The sequence below is a fragment of the Streptomyces sp. S.PB5 genome (genome assembly GCF_030403745.1).
In the GTDB taxonomy this organism is placed as follows: domain Bacteria; phylum Actinomycetota; class Actinomycetes; order Streptomycetales; family Streptomycetaceae; genus Streptomyces.
Window position 1 is genome coordinate 114,853 of sequence record NZ_JAQMWP010000014.1, and the last position, 18,686, is coordinate 133,538.

At 72.0% G+C, this 18,686-nt stretch carries 16 protein-coding genes and 1 pseudogene; 10 read left to right on the forward strand and 7 right to left on the reverse strand.

Annotated elements, in window-relative coordinates:
- Positions 1 to 139 precede the first annotated feature (139 nt).
- The 3 genes from PH203_RS32585 (at position 140) to PH203_RS32595 (ending at position 2,523) form a co-directional block, all read left to right on the forward strand.
- The gene (locus tag PH203_RS32585) at positions 140 to 781 is read left to right on the forward strand and encodes a DUF6758 family protein (RefSeq protein ID WP_289924686.1); all 642 of its coding nucleotides are present in this window, start codon (positions 140 to 142) and stop codon (positions 779 to 781) included.
- Positions 782 to 997: 216 nt separating this feature from the next.
- Positions 998 to 1,855, forward strand: coding sequence for a PHP domain-containing protein (locus PH203_RS32590; RefSeq protein ID WP_289924687.1), 858 nt, complete (start codon positions 998 to 1,000; stop codon positions 1,853 to 1,855).
- Between the two features lie 62 nt (positions 1,856 to 1,917).
- Complete coding sequence (locus PH203_RS32595; protein WP_289924688.1) at positions 1,918 to 2,523, forward strand: MarC family protein; 606 nt, start codon at positions 1,918 to 1,920, stop codon at positions 2,521 to 2,523.
- Positions 2,524 to 2,617: 94 nt separating this feature from the next.
- Here the strand turns inward: PH203_RS32595 and PH203_RS32600 are convergent, their stop codons facing one another.
- Entirely contained in the window at positions 2,618 to 2,770 is a 153-nt protein-coding gene (locus tag PH203_RS32600; RefSeq protein WP_003992775.1) for a hypothetical protein, read from the reverse strand.
- Positions 2,771 to 2,942: 172 nt separating this feature from the next.
- Between PH203_RS32600 and PH203_RS32605 the strand changes: the two genes are divergently transcribed.
- The gene (locus PH203_RS32605; RefSeq protein WP_289924692.1) at positions 2,943 to 3,836 is read left to right on the forward strand and encodes an NYN domain-containing protein; all 894 of its coding nucleotides are present in this window, start codon (positions 2,943 to 2,945) and stop codon (positions 3,834 to 3,836) included.
- A 662-nt stretch (positions 3,837 to 4,498) separates the two neighbouring features.
- Here PH203_RS32605 and PH203_RS32610 read toward each other — a convergent pair.
- Positions 4,499 to 5,380 carry an alpha/beta hydrolase gene (locus tag PH203_RS32610; RefSeq protein ID WP_289924693.1) on the reverse strand — a complete coding sequence of 294 codons (882 nt, stop codon included), beginning with the start codon at positions 5,378 to 5,380 and terminating at the stop codon, positions 4,499 to 4,501.
- A gap of 398 nt (positions 5,381 to 5,778) precedes the next feature.
- Positions 5,779 to 8,436, reverse strand: coding sequence for a DEAD/DEAH box helicase (locus tag PH203_RS32615; RefSeq protein WP_289924694.1), 2,658 nt, complete (start codon positions 8,434 to 8,436; stop codon positions 5,779 to 5,781).
- Positions 8,437 to 8,919: 483 nt separating this feature from the next.
- Between PH203_RS32615 and PH203_RS32620 the strand changes: the two genes are divergently transcribed.
- Positions 8,920 to 9,666: a ferritin-like fold-containing protein gene (locus PH203_RS32620; RefSeq protein WP_289924696.1), complete on the forward strand. Its 747-nt coding sequence runs from the start codon at positions 8,920 to 8,922 to the stop codon at positions 9,664 to 9,666.
- A gap of 140 nt (positions 9,667 to 9,806) precedes the next feature.
- On the opposite strand, the gene PH203_RS32625 is transcribed toward PH203_RS32620, so the two are convergent.
- From PH203_RS32625 to PH203_RS32640, 4 genes are all read right to left on the reverse strand, one after another.
- Positions 9,807 to 10,076 carry a hypothetical protein gene (locus PH203_RS32625; RefSeq protein WP_289924944.1) on the reverse strand — a complete coding sequence of 90 codons (270 nt, stop codon included), beginning with the start codon at positions 10,074 to 10,076 and terminating at the stop codon, positions 9,807 to 9,809.
- Positions 10,077 to 10,261: 185 nt separating this feature from the next.
- A complete protein-coding gene (locus PH203_RS32630) occupies positions 10,262 to 10,489 on the reverse strand; it encodes a DUF3107 domain-containing protein (RefSeq protein WP_037674258.1) in 228 nt (75 codons plus the stop codon).
- Between the two features lie 147 nt (positions 10,490 to 10,636).
- A complete protein-coding gene (locus PH203_RS32635) occupies positions 10,637 to 11,278 on the reverse strand; it encodes a TetR/AcrR family transcriptional regulator (RefSeq protein WP_289924701.1) in 642 nt (213 codons plus the stop codon).
- 191 nt (positions 11,279 to 11,469) lie between these two features.
- Positions 11,470 to 11,688: a hypothetical protein gene (locus PH203_RS32640; protein WP_289924703.1), complete on the reverse strand. Its 219-nt coding sequence runs from the start codon at positions 11,686 to 11,688 to the stop codon at positions 11,470 to 11,472.
- Between the two features lie 165 nt (positions 11,689 to 11,853).
- Here PH203_RS32640 and PH203_RS32645 point away from each other — a divergent pair, with 165 nt between their 5' ends.
- From PH203_RS32645 to PH203_RS32665, 5 genes and pseudogenes are all read left to right on the forward strand, one after another.
- Complete coding sequence (locus PH203_RS32645; RefSeq protein ID WP_289924704.1) at positions 11,854 to 12,954, forward strand: alpha/beta hydrolase; 1,101 nt, start codon at positions 11,854 to 11,856, stop codon at positions 12,952 to 12,954.
- Positions 12,955 to 13,442: 488 nt separating this feature from the next.
- Entirely contained in the window at positions 13,443 to 14,783 is a 1,341-nt protein-coding gene (locus PH203_RS32650) for a DUF3152 domain-containing protein (RefSeq protein ID WP_289924706.1), read from the forward strand.
- A 104-nt stretch (positions 14,784 to 14,887) separates the two neighbouring features.
- Positions 14,888 to 15,349, forward strand: a pseudogene (locus PH203_RS32655) (ATP-binding cassette domain-containing protein); the annotation flags it as partial.
- Between the two features lie 190 nt (positions 15,350 to 15,539).
- Positions 15,540 to 17,234 carry a DUF3492 domain-containing protein gene (locus PH203_RS32660; protein ID WP_289924708.1) on the forward strand — a complete coding sequence of 565 codons (1,695 nt, stop codon included), beginning with the start codon at positions 15,540 to 15,542 and terminating at the stop codon, positions 17,232 to 17,234.
- The gene (locus PH203_RS32665) at positions 17,231 to 18,676 is read left to right on the forward strand and encodes a hypothetical protein (protein ID WP_289924709.1); all 1,446 of its coding nucleotides are present in this window, start codon (positions 17,231 to 17,233) and stop codon (positions 18,674 to 18,676) included. The genes PH203_RS32660 and PH203_RS32665 overlap by 4 nt, the downstream gene beginning before the upstream one ends.
- Positions 18,677 to 18,686: the final 10 nt, after the last annotated feature.

Consider the following 18,686-nt stretch of genomic DNA (forward strand, 5'->3'; position numbering starts at 1 on the left):
AGATCGTTGGTGTATGCACATAGTAAGTTAGGTCGGCTAATTAGTGCAACATACATCTGGTTTGTCGAGGTCAAGTGGTTCCGCCCGGACGGGTGATCGTCCTTGACGTGGCGGAGCAGGGGTAGGACCGTGGGGCCCTATGAGGGGCGAACCCAGTTGCCCGAAGTGTGGTGGCCGGGTCAGGGCTCCCGGACTCTTCGCCGACACCTGGCAGTGCGACGTGCACGGCAGCGTGCATCCACTGCAGCCGGTGATCCCGCCCAGCGTCGAGGCTCTCGGCGTCGTGGTGCACCGCACGCAGGTACCGGTGTGGATGCCGTGGCCGCTGCCGGTCGGCTGGCTGTTCACGGGCGTGGGCTGCGCGGGCGACGACCGCAGCGGAGGCCGCGCGACCGCTGTCGCGTGCTCGGGGCCGGGGCCGCTGGGCGGTATCGGGGAGCTCATCCTGGTCGCCGAGGAGCTCGGCGTGGGACTCGGCGCGCGGTACGCGGGTATCGAGGGGCCCGACCCGGGGCCGTATCTGAACGTGGAGAAGCCGCCGCAGGCGAAGGTGCTGGCCGCGGGGCGCCCGACGCCGCTGTGGCATGTCACCGGGGCGCCGGACGACCGCGCGGTGTTCGCCGGTGAGGCGCGTGGGCTGTGGCTGTGGGCGGTCGTGTGGCCGGAGCAGTCGGGACTGCTGATGTACGACGAGCTGGTGCTGACGGATCTGCGGGACGCGGGCGCGGAGGTGGAGCTCGTGCCGTGCGGGGCGTTGTCGCCGCGTTTGCTTGCGCCGTAGCGCCTGCCGGAGTGGGGTGGGCGGAGCGCCTGCCGGAGCGGGGGCCGGCGTGCCCGTCGGACCGTGGGCCGAAGTGTCTGTCGGAGCGCTGGCCGGAGTGACGGAGGCGGGTCCGTGTAAAGGTCGCTCACGGGTTTCAGGTGTGACAGGGGGGCTCGAATATCCGGTTATCCTTGAGCGTCCCCTTCTGTCTCGTCAGCGTCTGGAGTTCGTGCCGTGCGTATCGACCTGCACACCCACTCCACGGCCTCCGACGGGACGGACACGCCCGCTGAGCTGGTGCGCAATGCCGCCGCTGCCGGGCTCGACGTCGTCGCGCTCACCGATCACGACACCACCCGAGGGCACGCCGAGGCCATCGCCGCGCTGCCCGCCGGGCTCACGCTCGTGACCGGAGCCGAACTGTCCTGCCGTATCGACGGCATTTCCATGCACATGCTGGCCTACCTCTTCGACCCCGAGGAGCCGGAGCTGCTCGCCGAGCGGGAGCTCGTGCGGGACGACCGGGTGCCGCGGGCGCGGGGCATGGTCGCGAAGCTTCAGGAACTCGGCGTGGGCATCACCTGGGAGCAGGTGATGCGGATCGCCGGGGACGGGTCCGTGGGGCGGCCGCATGTTGCCACCGCACTCGTCGAACTCGGGGTCGTGCCGACCGTGAGCGACGCCTTCACCCAGGACTGGCTGGCCGACGGCGGGCGGGCCCACGTGGAGAAGCACGAGACCGATCCCTTCGAGGCGATCCGGCTGGTCAAGGCCGCGGGCGGGGTGAGTGTGTTCGCGCACCCGGGGGCCAGCAAGCGGGGGTACACCGTTCCCGAGTCCGCGATCGCCGAGATGGCCGCGGCCGGGCTCGACGGTATCGAGGTCGACCACATGGACCACGACGCGGAGACCCGGGTGCGGCTGCGCGGTCTCGCCGCCGATCTGGGGCTGCTGGTCACCGGATCCTCGGACTACCACGGCAGCCGGAAGACCGTCACGCTCGGCGAGTACCGGACCGACCCCGAGGTGTACGGCGAGATCACCCGGCGTGCCACCGGCGCGTTTCCGGTGCCGGGGACCGGCGGGGCCTGAGCATCGTCCTCAAGCCCACCTGACCTCACCCTTTCTTTCTTTTCTTCCTGCAAGGCGCTTCTGTGTTCGACGCTGCCGTTTTCGGCTCCCTGTTCCTGACCCTGTTCGTCATCATGGATCCCCCCGGGATCACCCCGATCTTCCTCGCGCTGACCTCCGGCCGGCCCGCCAAGGTGCAGAAGCGGATGGCCTTCCAGGCCGTCTGTGTCGCCGGCGGTGTCATCGCCGTGTTCGGGCTGCTCGGGCACCAGATCCTGGACTACCTGCATGTCTCCGTGCCCGCGCTGATGATCGCGGGCGGGCTGCTGCTCCTGCTGATCGCCCTCGACCTGCTGACCGGCAAGACCGACGAGCCCAAGCAGACCAAGGACGTCAACGTGGCGCTGGTGCCGCTGGGCATGCCGCTGCTCGCCGGGCCGGGGGCGATCGTGTCGGTCATCCTCGCCGTGCAGAAGGCCGACAGTGTGGCCACGCAGGTGTCGGTGTGGATGGCGATCCTCGCCATCCATGTCGTGCTGTGGCTGGTGATGCGGTACTCGCTGCTGATCATCCGGGTCATCAAGGACGGCGGTGTGGTCCTGGTGACCCGGCTCGCGGGCATGATGCTCTCCGCGATCGCCGTGCAGCAGATCATCAACGGCGTCACGCAGGTGATCCAGGGGAGCTGAGCCCCCTTGTCTCCCTATCGCCTATCGCCTATCGCCGGACGCAGCGGAGCCCCGTACGACATCGATGTCGTACGGGGCTCCGGAGTTGTCTCTGTTATGAGGCCGTAGTCTCGGCCGGGCGGATCCAGAGGCGCTGACCGATCGCGGCGGCCTGCTGAACGATCCGATTGACGGAGGCGGCGTCCACGACGGTGCTGTCCACGGGCGTGCCGTCGACGTCGTCGAGTCGCATGATTTCGAAGCGCATGGCCTCTCCCTTCGTCTGGTCATCCCCCGGAGGGGATTACTGCGTACAGAGGTAGTCAACGGTGGCTGCGTTACAAACATTCCCTACGCTAAAGAAATTTTTCGAACGACTAACTACTGACCGGTAAGCGAGCGGTTGTGTTCGCAGCGTGACCGCCGGGACAATGGAAATGATGAACGACGACCTCGCGGCGCTCGCCGCCCGCATCGACCACACCAACGAGCTGCTGACCCGCATGCTCGCCGAGGTGGCGAAGACGCCCTCCACTCACGCGATCTTCGTCGACGCGGGGTATCTGTACGCGGCCGCGGGCCGTCTGGTCGCCGGCACCGAGGACCGCCGCGCCTTCGACCTGGACGCCGAGGGGCTCATCGAGGCGCTCATCGACCGGGCCCGCACGATCTTCGCGGACAGCAGGCTGCTGCGGGTCTACTGGTACGACGGCGCCCGGCGCCGCATCCACACCGCCGAGCAGCAGACGATCGCCGAGCTCCCGGACGTCAAGGTGCGGCTCGGCAACCTCAACGCCAACAACCAGCAGAAGGGCGTCGACTCACTGATCCGGACCGATCTGGAGTCCCTCGCCCGGCACCGCGCCATCAGCGACGCGGCGCTGCTCGGCGGTGACGAGGACCTGGTGTCGGCGGTGGAGGCCGCGCAGGGCTACGGCGCCCGCGTCCACCTCTGGGGCATCGAGGCGCCCGAGGGCCGCAACCAGGCCGAGCCCCTCCTCTGGGAGGTCGACAGCCAGCGCGTCCTCGACCTCGACTTCTTCAAGCCGTACGTGTCACGGCGTACGGCCGCCGCGTACGAGACCTCGGCCAACCGGCCGAGCCGCGAGGACGTCCGGTTCGTGGGCGCCCAGATCGCGGCGAAGTGGCTGGCGGCGCGGGGGCGGGAGGCGGTGGGGGAGCTGCTGCCGGGGCATCCGTATCTGCCGGGCTCGGTGGATCAGGATCTGTTGGTGGAGGCGGAGGGGTTGCTGCAGTACTCGCTGCGGGGGCAGGCGGATCTGCGGCGGGCGTTGCGGGATGGGTTCTGGGGGCACTTGCAGGGGCAGTTCTAGGCGCGGCTGCCGTTGTAGGGGCGGATCGGGGTCGGGGTCTGGGGTGTAGGGGCGGTTCTGGGTGGCGGCTGGGGTGTAGGGGCAGTTTCTGGGGGGCGCTTTGGGCGGTGGGGGTGGTGGGGATACGGGGGTAGCCAAAGGTGCGGCTGGGTTTGCAGGGGGGCGTGGCGGGGGCTGCCAGGGCTGGGTTGGGCTCGACCGGGTTTGTGGTCGGGGTCGAGCGAGGTTCGCGGCTGGGTCCACCGGAGTTTGTGACGTGGTCGAGCGGGGTCGGTGGCTGGTATCGGCCGGGTGGGTGTGGGCTGGACGGGCTTTGTGGCTGGGCTTGACCAGGGCTGACTCGTGTCTGGGGCCGGACGGGGTTTGGGCCTGGGCCCGGAACGGGTTTGGTCTGGGCTGGTCTGGGCTTTGTGTCCAGGGCCCGGGCCGGGGATTGCGTCTGAGCCCCGGCGGGGATTTGGGTCCGGGGCCCGGGGCCGGGTTTGTGACTGAGCCCTGGCGTGGGTATGTGTCTGAGCCCGGCAGGGGTTTGGGTCCGGGGCTGCGCCGGGGTTTGCGTCTGAGCCCCGGCCTGGGTTTGGGTCTGAGCCGGGCCCCGGCTTTACGTCCGGGCGGACCGGGGTTTGGGTCTGGGCTTGATGCCGACTCGTGCCCGGGCCCGGCTACGGCTTCTCGGTGTGGTCCCAGAAGTCGGCGATCGCGTGTGCCGTCTCCAGGGGGCGGTCCGTGTTGGGGGAGTGCTCGGCGCCGGGGATGACGGTCCGGCGGGCCTGCAGCCGGACGGCCATGTGGTCGAGGAGCGGCACCGGCCAGGTGTCGTCGTGCGAGCCGGACAGTACGTGGAACGGCAGGGGCACGGCGGCCAGTTCGGCCACCCGGTCCGGCTCGGCGCACAACTGGCGGCCGGTGGCGATGAGTTGCGCGGGCTTGTTGCCCAGCCAGCGCCGGCGCAGATCCTCCGCGTCATCGAGCCCCGAGTCCAACTCGCCCCCGGTGTCGGTCTCCTCCGGCGGTTCCATGGCCTGGATCGCGTCCCAGACCTCGGCCATGCTCATCACCGCGAGCCCGTCCCGGAGCAGCTTCACGCGCTGCTGTTGGGAGTCGGAGATCTGGGCGGGGCCCGAGGACATCAGGGTGAGCGAGAGGAAGGGCGACGGGTCCAGCAGGACCGCGGCCCGTGAGATCTGCCCGCCGAGGGAGTGCCCGAGCAGATGCACGGGCGTGCCGAGCGCTGCGGCCTGTGCGAGCACGTCCTTGGCCAACTCGTCCTGCGCGTACGCCGATTCGTCGCCGGCCGGACCGTCGGACTCGAACTGACCCCGTCCGTCCACGGCGACCGTCCGGTACCCGCGCGCCGCGAGCGGCACGTGCAACGGGTTGAAGTCCTCCTTGCTGCCGGTGAACCCGGGCAGCAGCAGAGCGGTCCCCTTCGGGGCCACTCCGTCGGCCACGGGTGCGTCGACTACGGCGAACTCGCCACGGGCGGTGCGCAGCGAGTACGCGCGGGCGCCGGGAGGCGGGACGAAGGTGGGGGGCCTGCTCATGCCTTGAGGCTATCGGGCGGGTGGGCGGACGGGCGGGGGTGGTTGTGTGAGGTGGGCCATGGTGGGCGGGTGGGGAGGGGGCCGACGCGGGGGTGCGTGGGGGCGGTGCGTGGACGGTCGGGCCGGGCGGGCGCATCGATGTCGCGCGGGATGCGGTGGGGCGGCGATGTGATGCGGCGGGCCGGTACGCCGACGGCCTGGGGCGTGTGCTGAGGCTCGGGTTCCGGAGAGGGCTGGACTGCCCGAGGCCGACCCGCCCGGGGCGCCCACCGGAGCCGCCGGCCTGTTCCGCCGCCCCGGTGGGACGAGTGCGCCGCGCCGTACGGCCGTGGTGCAGGCTCCGGAACGCCGACGGCCCGGCCCACCTGTGGTGGACCGGGCCGTCGGGTGAGCGGCTGTCAGCTCTCCGTGGACTCCGCGGCGGCCGTGGCCTTGCGGGTCCGGCGGCGCGGCTTGGCCTCCGGCTCCTCGGCCGCCTGGGCCGGGATGTCGGTGGCGGCAGCCGTCTTGCGCGCGGTGGTCTTGCGTGCCGGCTTGGCCTCGGCGGTCTCCGTGGCCACGGCGGCCTTGCGGGTGCGGCGCGGCTTGGTCTCCGTGCCCTCGGCCGTGTCGACCGCGGTCTCGGCGGCGGCAGCCGTCTTGCGCGTACGGCGGCGCGGCGCGGCGGGGGCCTCGGCGGCCTCCGGCTCCGTCGCGGCCACGGCGGCCTTGCGGGTGCGGCGCGGCTTGGCCTCGGTGGCCTCGGCCGTGTCCACCGCGGTCTCCGCGGCGGTCGTCGCCTTGCGTGTACGACGCGGCTTGGTCTCCGTGGCTTCGACGGTGTCGACCGCGGCCTCCGCGGCGGCAGCCGTCTTGCGCGCGGCGGTCTTGCGTGCCGGCTTGGCCTCGGCGGTCTCCGTGGCCACGGCGGCCTTGCGGGTGCGGCGCGGCTTGGTCTCCGTGCCTTCGGCCGTGTCCACCGCGGTCTCCGCGGCGGCCGTGGCCTTCCGCGTACGACGCGGCTTGGTCTCCGGCTCCTCCGCGGTCTGCGCCGGGATCTCGACGACGGCTGCGGCGGGCTCGGCGACCTTGCGGGTACGCCGGGTCCGGGGCTTGGCCTCGGTGGCCTCCGCAGTGTCGACCGCGGCCTCGGCGGACGCCGCCGCCTTTCGCGTACGGCGCGGCTTGGTCTCCGTGGCCTCGACGGCCTCGACCGTGGCCTCGGGGACGGCGGCGGCCTTGCGGGTGCGGCGCGGCTTGGTTTCCGTGCCCTCGGCCGTGTCGACCGCGGTCTCGGCGGCGGCAGCCGTCTTGCGCGTGCGGCGGCGCGGCGCGGCGGCGGGGGCCTCGGCCTCCGCGACCTCGACGACGGCCGGTGCCTCGACGGCGACCGTCTCCGCGGCCTTGCGGGTCCGGCGGCGGGGCCTCGTCACGGTGGCCTCGGCGGCCGGGGCCTCGGGCTCCGCGGCCTCGGCGACGACCTGCGGCGCCTCGACGGCGACCGGCGTCTCGACCGCGGCGGCCTCCGCGGACCGGCGGGTCCGGCGGCGGCGCGGCTTGGCCTCGACGGCCTCGGCCGTGTCGACGGCGGTCTCCGCGGCCTCGGACGTCGTGGTCGTGGCCGGCACCGACTCCACCGCGGGGGCTCCGTTGCGGGTACGGCGGCGGCGACGCGGCGTGCGGGACGCGGGCGAGTCCTCGGTCACCGCGGTCTCCTCCGGCGCGACCGTGCCCGCGGGGGCGGCGGTGTCGTCCAGCGGGGCGCCGTTGCGCGTACGACGACGGCGGCGCGGCGTACGCGCCGGGCGCTCGCGGTCACCGGAACGGGACTCGTCCCGGCCGCCACGGCCACCCCGGTCGCCGCGACCGCGGCCACCACGGCCACCGGTCTCGCCGAGGTCCTCCAACTCCTCCGCGTCGAGGCCCGCGCGGGTGCGCTCGGTACGCGGCAGGACACCCTTGGTGCCCGCGGGGATGTTCATCTCCTCGTAGAAGTGCGGGGAGCTGGAGTACGTCTCCGGCGGGTCGTTGAAGTTGAGTTCCAGCGCCTTGTTGATCAGCTGCCAGCGCGGGATGTCGTCCCAGTCGACGAGGGTGATCGCGATGCCCTTGGCGCCCGCGCGGCCGGTGCGGCCGACCCGGTGCAGGTACGTCTTCTCGTCCTCGGGGGACTGGTAGTTGATGACGTGGGTGACACCCTCGACGTCGATACCGCGCGCGGCGACGTCGGTGCAGACGAGGACGTCCACCTTGCCGTTGCGGAACGCGCGCAGCGCCTGCTCGCGGGCGCCCTGGCCGAGGTCGCCGTGGACCGCGCCGGAGGCGAAGCCGCGCTGCTTGAGCTGGTCGGCGAGGTCGGCCGCGGTGCGCTTCGTACGGCAGAAGATCATGGCCAGTCCGCGGCCGTCGGCCTGGAGGATGCGCGCGACCATCTCGGGCTTGTCCATGTTGTGGGCCCGGTACACGTGCTGCGAGATGTTCGCGACCGTCACGCCCTCGTCGTCCGGCGCGGTGGCGCGGATGTGCGTGGGCCGCGACATGTAGCGGCGCGCGAGACCGATGACCGCGCCCGGCATGGTCGCCGAGAACAGCATGGTCTGACGGCGGGCCGGCAGCATGTCGATGATCTTCTCGACGTCGGGCAGGAAGCCCAGGTCGAGCATCTCGTCGGCCTCGTCGAGGACGAGCGCCTTGATGTGCTTCAGGTTGAGCTTCTTCTGGCCCGCGAGGTCCAGGAGCCGGCCCGGGGTGCCGACGATGACGTCGACGCCCTTCTTGAGGGCCTCCACCTGAGGCTCGTACGCCCGGCCGCCGTAGATGGCGAGCACGCGCACGTTGCGGACCTTGCCGGCCGTCAGCAGGTCGTTGGTGACCTGGGTGCACAGCTCGCGCGTGGGGACGACGACGAGCGCCTGCGGGGCCTCGGTGAGGTCCTCGGGCCTGGCGCGGCCGGCCTCGACGTCGGCGGGAACGGTGACGCGCTCGAGGAGCGGGAGGCCGAAGCCCAGCGTCTTGCCGGTGCCGGTCTTGGCCTGGCCGATGACGTCCGTGCCGGAAAGGGCGACGGGGAGCGTCATCTCCTGGATGGGGAAGGGGTTGATGATGCCGACGGCCTCAAGCGCCTCGGCGGTCTCGGGAAGGATTCCGAGATCTCTGAACGTCGTAGTCAGGGTGCTGCCTCTTCTGTGTGCGCGGTGCGAGGCGAGCTCGGGGATCTGTTAAGACCGTGCTGGGGACGTCGACTGCCTTACGGACCAGCCGTAATGGCACGGGACCTCTGCCGACGCTCTAGCGCTCGAACCGCTGAGGGTCCCTCCGGATGCCGTACGCACAGTGCCGTACGGCCAAGGAGAGCTGTCAGGTCGGAGCCGATCGGGCCACCGACCGGGCATCCTCATACGTGCGGCCCGTCGAAATACGCGGTCCTCATAGACGTGCGTACTCAGCAGGCGCATTACCACCATACCCCGGAAACGCGCACATGCGATGGCCGATTTGGTCACGTAGTCGTCGTCACACTGCTTCACCAGGGACTTCCGCCGCGCGGGGAGCGGGCTATTGTGCGCTTCATGACGACGCCTGACAACACCTCTGACGCTGCCGCCGAACCCACCGGAGTCGCCGCCCAGAACTGGGCGACCGCCTCCGCCGAACCGCAGTACCGGGCCGCGGTCGTCGACCTGCTCGGCGCGCTCGCGTACGGAGAGCTGGCGGCGTTCGAGCGGCTCGCGGAGGACGCCAAACTGGCGCCGACGCTGGCGGACAAGGCGGAGCTGGCGAAGATGGCGTCGGCGGAGTTCCACCACTACGAGAAGCTGCGGGACCGGCTCACCGAGATCGGTGCGGAGCCGACCGAGGCCATGGAGCCGTTCGTCGCCGCGCTCGACGGGTTCCACAAGCAGACGGCGCCGTCGGACTGGCTGGAAGGGCTCGTCAAGGCGTACGTCGGGGACTCGATCGCCAGTGACTTCTATCGGGAGGTCGCGGCGCGCCTGGACTCGGACACGCGTGAGCTCGTCCTCGCCGTGCTGGACGACACGGGGCATGCCGGGTTCGCCGTGGAGAAGGTGCGGGCCGCCATCGATGCCGATCCGCGTGTGGGCGGGCGTCTCGCTCTGTGGGCCCGGCGTCTCATGGGCGAGGCGCTGTCGCAGTCCCAGCGGGTTGTCGCCGACCGGGACGCGCTGTCGACGATGCTCGTGGGCGGCGTCGCGGACGGGTTCGACCTCGCGGAGGTCGGGCGGATGTTCTCGCGGATCACTGAGGCGCACACCAAGCGGATGGCTGCGTTGGGGTTGGCTGCGTAGCGCTCTGTGGGGGGTGCTTCGGCTGTGTCGCGGCTGCGGGTGCGTGGGAGCTGGTCGCGCCCACGCGGCGGTGCCGCAGATCGACACAGCCCCGCGCCCCTGACGGGGCGCGTCCCGCAACGGGGTCAGAAGTTCAAGCCCTACGCCGGGGCCGACCTACGGCGCAGTCTTCCCGCCGGGCGGAGCAGCAGGGACAGGGACGCCACCGAGACGACCGTCGCGCCGATCAATGTGAGCAGGACGTTGCCCGCGCCCAGGGCGCTGTGGGTCAGGAAGGCGCCGAACAGGGCTCCGGTCACTCCCGTCGCGAAGACCAGGGAGCGGGCGGGCAGGCGGTGGGCCAGCCGGTGTGCGGCCACAGCGGCCAAGGCGAGACCGAGCAGAGCGGAGCCGAGCGCTTCCAGCAACATCATTGGGGGTCCCTCCCACGTGGCCACGCTGCGTATCACGGTCGTAGCCCGTCATACCCGTGACCTGCGGAATGCAATCCTCCTCTGTGTGTGACCTGTGCTCCATATGTGGAGAAAAAATCTTGCCGACGACAGCAGAAGGGCCCGGCGACCTCAGGTCGCCGGGCCCTTCCGTGTGCGTCCGCCTACAGCGCGCCGAAGCCCACCTTGCGCGGGGCCGGCTCGCCGAGCTCCACGTAGGCCAGGCGGTCCGCCGGAACGAGGACCTTACGGCCGTGCTCGTCCACGAGGCTCAGCAGCGCCGACTTCCCGGCCAGCGCCTCGGAGACGGCACGCTCGACCTCCTCGGCACTCTGACCGCTCTCCAGAACGATCTCGCGGGGCGCGTGCTGCACGCCGATCTTGACCTCCACGGCTATGTCCCTCCGACGGTCAGTGAAGTGCGCGACCTTCCGCGCCGTACCCAGCACACATTAGCCCGGTGAGGGGACGTACACGCTCCGCTCAAGAACGCCAGGAGCGAACACCGGGCGGGAACAAAAGTCCCCGCCCGGGTCGGGTCAGTGGTGGTCGATGCCGTGCAGCGGGAAACCGGCGATGCCCCGCCATGCCAGGGACGTCAGCAGCTGGACCGCCTGGTCGCGCGGGACGCTGCGGTCGCTGTGCAGCCAGGAGCGGGCCACGACCTGGGCGAGGCCGCCGAGACCGGAGGCCAGCAGCATGGACTCGGCGCGCGAGAGGCCGGTGTCCTCTGCGATGACGTCGCAGATCGCCTCGGCGCACTCGTTCGTGACCTTGTCCACGCGCTCGCGGACCGCGGGCTCGTTGGTCAGGTCCGACTCGAAGACGAGACGGAAGGCGCCGCCGTCGTCCTCGACGTACGCGAAGTAGGCGTCCATGGTCGCCCGGACGCGCTGCTTGTTGTCCGTCGTGGACGCGAGCGCGGCGCGTACGGCCTGGATCAGGGACTCGCAGTGCTGGTCCAGCAGGGCGAGATAGAGGTCGAGCTTGCCAGGGAAGTGCTGGTAGAGCACCGGCTTGCTGACGCCGGCGCGCTCGGCGATGTCGTCCATCGCGGCCGCGTGGTAGCCCTGCGCCACGAACACTTCCTGTGCGGCGCCCAGCAGCTGATTCCGTCGGGCACGGCGCGGCAGGCGCGTACCTCGAGGGCGTGCCGCCTCTGTCTGCTCGATGGCTGTCACGCCGCCTCCCATAAGTCGTCCACGTGCGGTGTGCGCCGCGCCGCCATCGTACTTTTCGGTAACCGTGGTGTGCGCGGTGCGAGCGCAGAATTTCACGTCCCGGACGGTGACGAAAGCCACGCGAAGGTTTCAAAGAGGTACCTAGCGGGCAGCGGGTGTCGCGCTCCCGCTCGGAGATGCCGCCCGCGCGGTCACCGATAGTCGTCCTCGTCGATCTGCACGACGCGGGCCTGTTCGATGAGATCGGCCTCGTTGGCCCGGTCGGGGTCAACGCCGGTCAGCGGGTCGTCGCGCTCCTGGGAGACATCCTTCTGCTGCTCGGCGGCGTCGCCCTCGGGGGCCTCGACGTCGAGTTCGACGTCACCGTCGCCCTCCTCGAAGGTGTCGGGGTCGCTGGGGTCGTAGGCCATGGCGGGCTCCCTTCCTAGAACGTCCCTGACTTACACAGGGGGCCACGTTTCGGGTGCCCTGCGTACGAGCCTAGGAGACACACGATTCGGACGCCATGCGATCCGCGTGCTCTCTGTGACGGCGAACACATGAATCACTGCGTGATCGTCTCGTAACATTGCCGCATGTCTTCGACCGAGTTGCCATCCGTGCCGGCCGCCAATGTGCTCCCGAAGGTGACTCCTGTGCGGGTGGCGGAGGGTGAGCGGCTCAGGTCGGTGGGACTGCCCGGGATCACCCTGTCGGTCCGGTCGAGACCGCCCGCGCGCGAGGGACTGCCGCCCGCCCTCTATGTCCATGGCCTCGGCGGCTCCTCGCAGAACTGGTCGGTGCTGATGCAGGAGCTCGAAGGCGATCTGGACGGTGAGGCCGTCGATCTGCCGGGCTTCGGGGACTCGCCACCGCCGGACGACGGCGACTACTCCATCACCGCACACGCGCGTGCGGTGATCCGTTATCTGGACGCCTCCGGCCGCGGGCCCGTGCACCTCTTCGGCAACTCCCTCGGCGGCGCGGTCTCCACGCGCGTGGCCGCGGTCCGGCCCGACCTCGTGCGCACGCTCACCCTTGTGTCGCCGGCCCTCCCCGAGATCCGCGTGCAGCGCAGCGCCGTGCCCACCGCGTTGCTGGCGGTGCCGGGCGTGGCCGCGCTGTTCACCCGGCTGAGCCGCGACTGGACGGCCGAGCAGCGGGTCAGCGGGGTCATGGCGCTCTGCTACGGCGATCCCTCGCGGGTGTCGCCGGAAGGGTTCCGGCACGCCGTCGAGGAGATGGAGCGCCGGCAGCAACTGCCGTACTTCTGGGACGCGATGACACGGTCCGCGCGCGGGCTGGTCAACGCGTACACCCTGGGCGGGCAGCACGCGCTCTGGCGCCAGGCCGAGCGCGTCCTCGCCCCGACGCTTCTGGTCTACGGCGGCCGCGACCAGCTCGTGGGGTACCGCATGGCACGCAAGGCGGTCAGGTCCTTCCGCGACTCCCGGCTGCTGAGCCTGCCCGACGCGGGGCACGTGGCGATGATGGAGTACCCGGAGACGGTGTCCCGGGCGTTCCGGGAGTTCTCGGCGGAGACCTCCGGTGCCGGTGCAGGCACCGGGGGCGCGGGTGTTTCCGGTGGTGCGTCCGCGGGGGCCGGGGCGGCCGTGTCCGAGGCCGAGCGTGTGGTCGGGTCCTCGTTCGCGGGTGCGTCCGACGGTGCGGCCGAGGCCGCCGGCGCGGGGAGCTGAGGGGCGGGGTGGGACGACACAGTCGCCGCCGTGGGCCTGCTCCCAAGAGCGACCCCGCGGACATAACTGCAAGACGAGCTGACCGGGGTGCCGAGGGCACTGCGGCGCCTCAGGGTGCCGCCGCGCCTCAGCGAGGAGCTGCAGGTCCACAGCAGGGCGCCGCTTCGCCGCGGCAGGGGATGCCGGCCCCGGGCGGGCCTTCGGTGTACGGGGACCCGGTCTATCGGGCGGTTCCGCAGGGCGCCCGGAGGATCCCGGGCGCGGGGCCGGCGCCGGCGCAGGGGCCTGGGTTCGGTGGGACTCCGGCGGGGGGTCCCGGGTTCGGTGGGACTCCGGCGCAAGGGGCGCCCGGGTTCGCCGACCGGACTCCCGCGCAGGGGGTGCCGCGCATCGGGGACGGGACGCCTGCACGAGGGGTTCCCCGCTTGCCCGACGGGACGCCTGCCCAGGGTGTGCCGAGGTTCGCCGAAGGCACGCCCGCTCGTGGGGTGCCGCGGCTTCCTGACGGGACGCCGGCTCGTGGGGTGCCGAGGTTCGCCGACGGGACTCCGGCTCGTGGGGTTCCGCGGCTGCCCGACGGTACGCCCGCCCAGGGTGTGCCGCGGTTCCCTGACGGCACGCCCGCGCACGGTGTGCCGCGGTTCTCCGACGGCACCCCCGCGCACGGCACTCCCCGGGTTCGTGGTGGGCACCCCGAGCAGCGGGAAACCGGTGGTGCGTGGGGTGAGTTGGGGGCGTACGGCGTGACCGGTGCGCCGCCCGGTGTGGCCATACCGCGGCAGCGGCAGGCGCCGCCTCCTGGAGGAGCCCGGCAGGCGGGGGCCGCGAGCCCTCGGCAGGACTATCTCGACGCCTTCGAGGAGCAGGACGTCTTCGCGCCGCGGTCTCCCCGCGGACCCGGCTCTCCGCGGGGGGCCGAGGACCCGTACGCCTCGGTCACCGACTGGCGGACCGTGCCGGAGCCCCGTACCGACGACGTCGACGAGGACGCGCCGCCCGCCGGTGCGGCCGGGCAGCAGAACGGCGGCAAGGGGCGGACGTTCACCGGGATCGCGGCCGCAGCCGTCACCACCGTGCTGGCCGTCGTGGTCGCCGGGCAGGTCACCGACGGGCGGGACGACAGCGCCGTACAGCCGCAGTCGGCGACCGATCAGGCGCGGGACGCGCGGGATTGGGCCTCGCGGTCGGACGGGCGGCCGGCGCCGTCCGCGGCTCCGAGCGCGGTGACGTTGACGTACGAGCAGGCGATGGGGCGGAAGTACGCGCTCAGTGCGAAGCTCGACGGGTCGGGGAGGTTCGACGCGGTCAAGGGGGTCGACAAGGCACCCGGTACGGGGCAGAAGTTCACCTATCGCGTGGATGTGGAGCAGGGGCTCGGGCTCGACGGGGAGCTGTTCGCCGAGGCCGTGCACAAGACGCTCAACGACGACCGGAGCTGGGCGCACAACGGCGCCCGTACCTTTGAGCGGATCTACTCCGGCAAGCCCGATTTCGTGATCACGCTGGCCAGTCCGGGGACGACCGCGGAGTGGTGCGCGAAGTCCGGTCTGGACACGACCGTGGACAACGTGTCCTGCGATTCGCTCTCCACCGAGCGCGTGATGATCAACGCCTATCGATGGGCGCAGGGGTCCAAGACCTACGGTGATCAAATTCACGCCTACCGGCAGATGCTGATCAACCACGAGGTCGGCCACCGGCTCGGCTTCCACCACGTGACCTGCGACAAGGACGGCGAGCTCGCCCCGGTCATGCAGCAGCAGACCAAGTTCCTGACCTACAACGGGATCACCTGCAAGGCCAACCCCTGGGCGTACCCCGGGAGTTGACGGGCGCCTCTCCTGTGGCCCGCTTGTGGCGCGTTGACATGCGCAGAGACGTGCCGGCGGCGTCGGACGAGGAACTGCGGCGGCTGCGCGGCGGAAAGGCCGCGATGGTCTTCCAGGGCCCGTTGTCGTCCCTCGACCCGTACTACGCGATCGGCGACCAGATCGCCGAGGTGTACCGCGTGCACGAGTTCAGCGGCGGCATGCGCCGGCGGGCGCTCATCGCCAGGGCGCTCGCCTGCGAACCGGACCTCCTGATCGCCGACGAGCCCACCACCGCCCTCGACGTGACGACCCAGGCCCAGGTGGTCGCCCTGCTGGGCGAGTTGCAGCGCGAACTGGGGCTCGCGCTCGTCTTCGTCGCGCACGACCTCGCCGTGGTGCGCCAGGTCAGCGACCGGGTGGCCGTGATGCGGCGCGGCCGGATCGTCGAATCGGGCCCCGCCGACGAGGTGTACGACACCCCCCGGGACCCGTACACCAAGCAGCTCCTGGCCGCCGTACCGGCACTCGATCCCGAAGCGGCCGCGAGGCGCAGAGCCGCACGTCGGGAACCGGCCGCTGTCTGACGTAACGTAACTGCTTGATCTCTTAGCGCGATCGAACGCGACCCGCACGGGAAAGTTACGACCGTTCACCCCTTTTGGTGGCGCGATGGACAACCGTCCGTCGCGCCACCGCCTTGTCCGCATACGTTCGTCCCGCTGCGAGCCGCCGGACCAACGGCGGCTCCCCATACGGGAGATCGGGGGTGCGCTCGTGCGCATCGGACTGCTTACGGAGGGTGGCTATCCGTATGTGAGCGGTGACGCCAGGCTCTGGTGCGACCGGCTCGTGCGCGGGCTCGAGCAGCATGAGTTCGACATCTACGCGCTCAGCCGCAGCGAGCGTCAGGAGGACGAGGGCTGGGTCCCGCTCCCGCCGCAGGTCAGCCGCGTGCGTACGGCGCCGCTGTGGACGGCCGAGGACGACGGCGTCGGATACGGGCGCCGCGCACGCCGACGGTTCGCCGAGTGCTACGGCGAGCTGGCGGCCGTCCTCTGCGCGGGCCCCTCCGAGGGGTCGTCCACCGCTGAGGCGGACCGTTTCGCCAATGCGCTGTACGGCCTCGCCGAACTCGCCCGCGACGAGGGCGGGCTGGTCGGGGCGCTCCGCTCCGAGACCGCCGTACGCGCCCTCGAACGCGCCTGTCGCGCGCCGGGCGCCCCGCGCACCGCGCGTGAGGCGCGCGTGCCCGACCTGCTCGCCGTCGCCGGACACCTGGAACGCGCCCTGCGCCCCCTGTCCCTCGACTGGTACGAGGACGACGGCCTCGGCTCGGTCGACCTGTGCCACGCGGCCTCCGGCGGCCCGGCCGCCCTGCCCGGTCTGCTGACGCGGCACTTCGCGGGCGTCCCCCTCCTGGTGACGGAGTACGGCGTACAACTGCGCACGCACTACCTCTCCGCCACGGAGGCCGCGCCCCCGGTCCGCTCCCTCCTCGCCGCCTTCCACGGCCGGCTCGCCACCGAGATCTACCGCAAGGCCGCGCTCGTCACGCCCGGCAACGCCCACGCCCGCCGCTGGCAGGAACGCTGCGGCGCCGACCGCGAGAAGATCCGCACGGTCTACCCGGGCATGGACGCCACCCACTTCGCGGAGGTCGGCGAGTCCCCGGAGTGCGCGGACCCGGACACCCTGGTCTGGGTCGGGCGGGTGGAGCCGACCAAGGACCTGATCTCGTTGCTGCACGCCTTCGCGGAGATCCGCAAGGAGGAGCCGAAGACCCGACTGCGCGTCATCGGCGCCCCCACGGGCCCCGAGGGCGCCGCCTACCTCGGCCACTGCAAGGCACTGGCCGCACAGCTCTTCCCGGACGAGGCCGACGGCCTGCACGCCGTCGGCGACAACCCGGTCTCCTTCGAGGAGATCGGCGGCCCGGAGGTCCCGACACTCGCCGAGGCGTACGCGTCGGGCGCCGTCACCGTCCTCTCCAGCGTCGTCGAGGGCTTCCCGCTCAGCCTGGTCGAGGCCATGTTCTGCGGCCGCGCGACCGTCTCGACCGACGTCGGCGCGGTCGTGGAGGTCATCGGCGGCACCGGGCTCGTCGTACCCCCGCGCAATCCGCGGGCGCTCGCCGAGGCGTGCGTGGCGCTGCTGCGCGACCCCGAGCGCCGTGAGCGCCTGGGCGCCGCCGCACGCGCCCGTGCGCTCGAGCTGTTCACCGTCGAACAGAACATCACGGCATTTCACGGCATTTACCTGGAGATCGTCTCCCGGCACCCGGTCCGCCGGGTCGTCCTGGACGACACCACCGGCGAGCCCCTCCCCTTCGCCGTCCCGGCCGAGGCCCACCTCCCCGGCCGTTGGACGGACACCGGCGCCCGCGTCGTCGCCCGAGGCGGCCCCGGCTGGGCAGCGGGCCCCCCGGTCCGCGCCAACACCCCCCTGCCCGCCCCGGAGGGAGCCCGATGACCGACCTGGGCGAACTGGACCGCCCCGGCACCCCGAACAGCCCCGGCCCCTGGGACGAGCGGTCGGAGGAATGGCTGGAGGGGGAGGGCGCGGAGAGCGAGGCGTACGGCGGTGGGGACGCGGAGAGCGAGCCGTCCGGTGTCGAGGGCGCGGAGAGCGAGCCGTCCGGCGGTGAGGGTGCGGAGATCGAGCCGTACGGCCGTGACGATGCAGCGACCGAGCCGTCCGGCGGCAAGGGCGTGGAAGCCACGGGCGGCCTGGAAGAACCGCCCGCCGCACGTCCCCGCCCCACTGCCTCCAAGGCATCCTCGTCCCGCAGACAGCAGCACCAGACGACCACCGCCACGACGGCTCGCCGCACCGCCGCGGACCCGGTGAAGGCCCTGATGCACCGCCACCGCGACCTGTGCGAAAGAGCCGTGGACCCGCTGGAGATCGCGGCCGGCCTGGAGGCCCACGGGGTCACCGACCGCACCGCCACCCGCTTCCGCCACCGGGACGTCTTCTCCCTCGCAGAGGAGATGTACGCGCGCGTACCGCGAGACGCCGAAACCCCTTCCCTCGCCCCACCCCCCGCGGCGCCCCGCGTGAGCGCCGACTGGCTGCTGCTCACCCTCCTCCCGGGCGCCCTGTGCGCCGCCACCGTGGCCGGCCTCCGCCTCACCACCGGCCAGCCACGCCTGATCGCAGCGGTCGTGGGCACCCTCGCGGTGGCCCTGTCCCTGCGCGCGGCCCTGGCGCGAGGCCCTCTGCGCACGACACACCACACCCCGCCCCGCACCGTCACCCTGACCTGCTGGCTGGCCGCCTACGCCCTCCTGGGCGACGGCCTCCTCCAAGCGGCCGTCAGCGGCGGCCCCGACGCCCTGCCCACAGGCGCCCAGGACGGCCCCTGGCCCCTGACGACCGCCACGGTCCTGGCCCTCACCCTCTCGTGCGCCCCCGCGGCCTGGACGGCCCGCCTTCTCACCGCGGGAGCCCGCCGCAAGCTCAGCCTCAGCCGAGGGCTGGAGGACTTCACGTCCTCCGTGCTCCCCCTCCTCCTGGGCGCAGTCGCCCTCTACCTCTGCGCCCTGGCATCCCTGCTGACGCTGACCGGCGCGGTGTTGTCCACCCCCGCCCCCTACGCCCAGACCGTCACCCTCGGCGCCCTCCTGTTTCTGGGCCGCCTCCTCACGACCCACGGCTTCACCCACGCGCCGGCCCTGGTCCTCACGGCCACGGCCGCGACCGAGCTGACCGCCCTCGCCGCGGTCTTCACGTCCCGCCTCCCGGGCTGCGACTTCCTGGCCGCCCCGGTCGAAACCGTCGTAGCGGCTTGGGGCGCGGGCAGCATCCCGACGCTCGCCTGCGGAGCAGGAGCCGCGGTCCTGCTCCTGCACGCCACGCGCAGGCTGACGAGGGCGTCAGCCCACGCCCCCGTCACGGACCAGCCATGGTGACGCGGCGAGA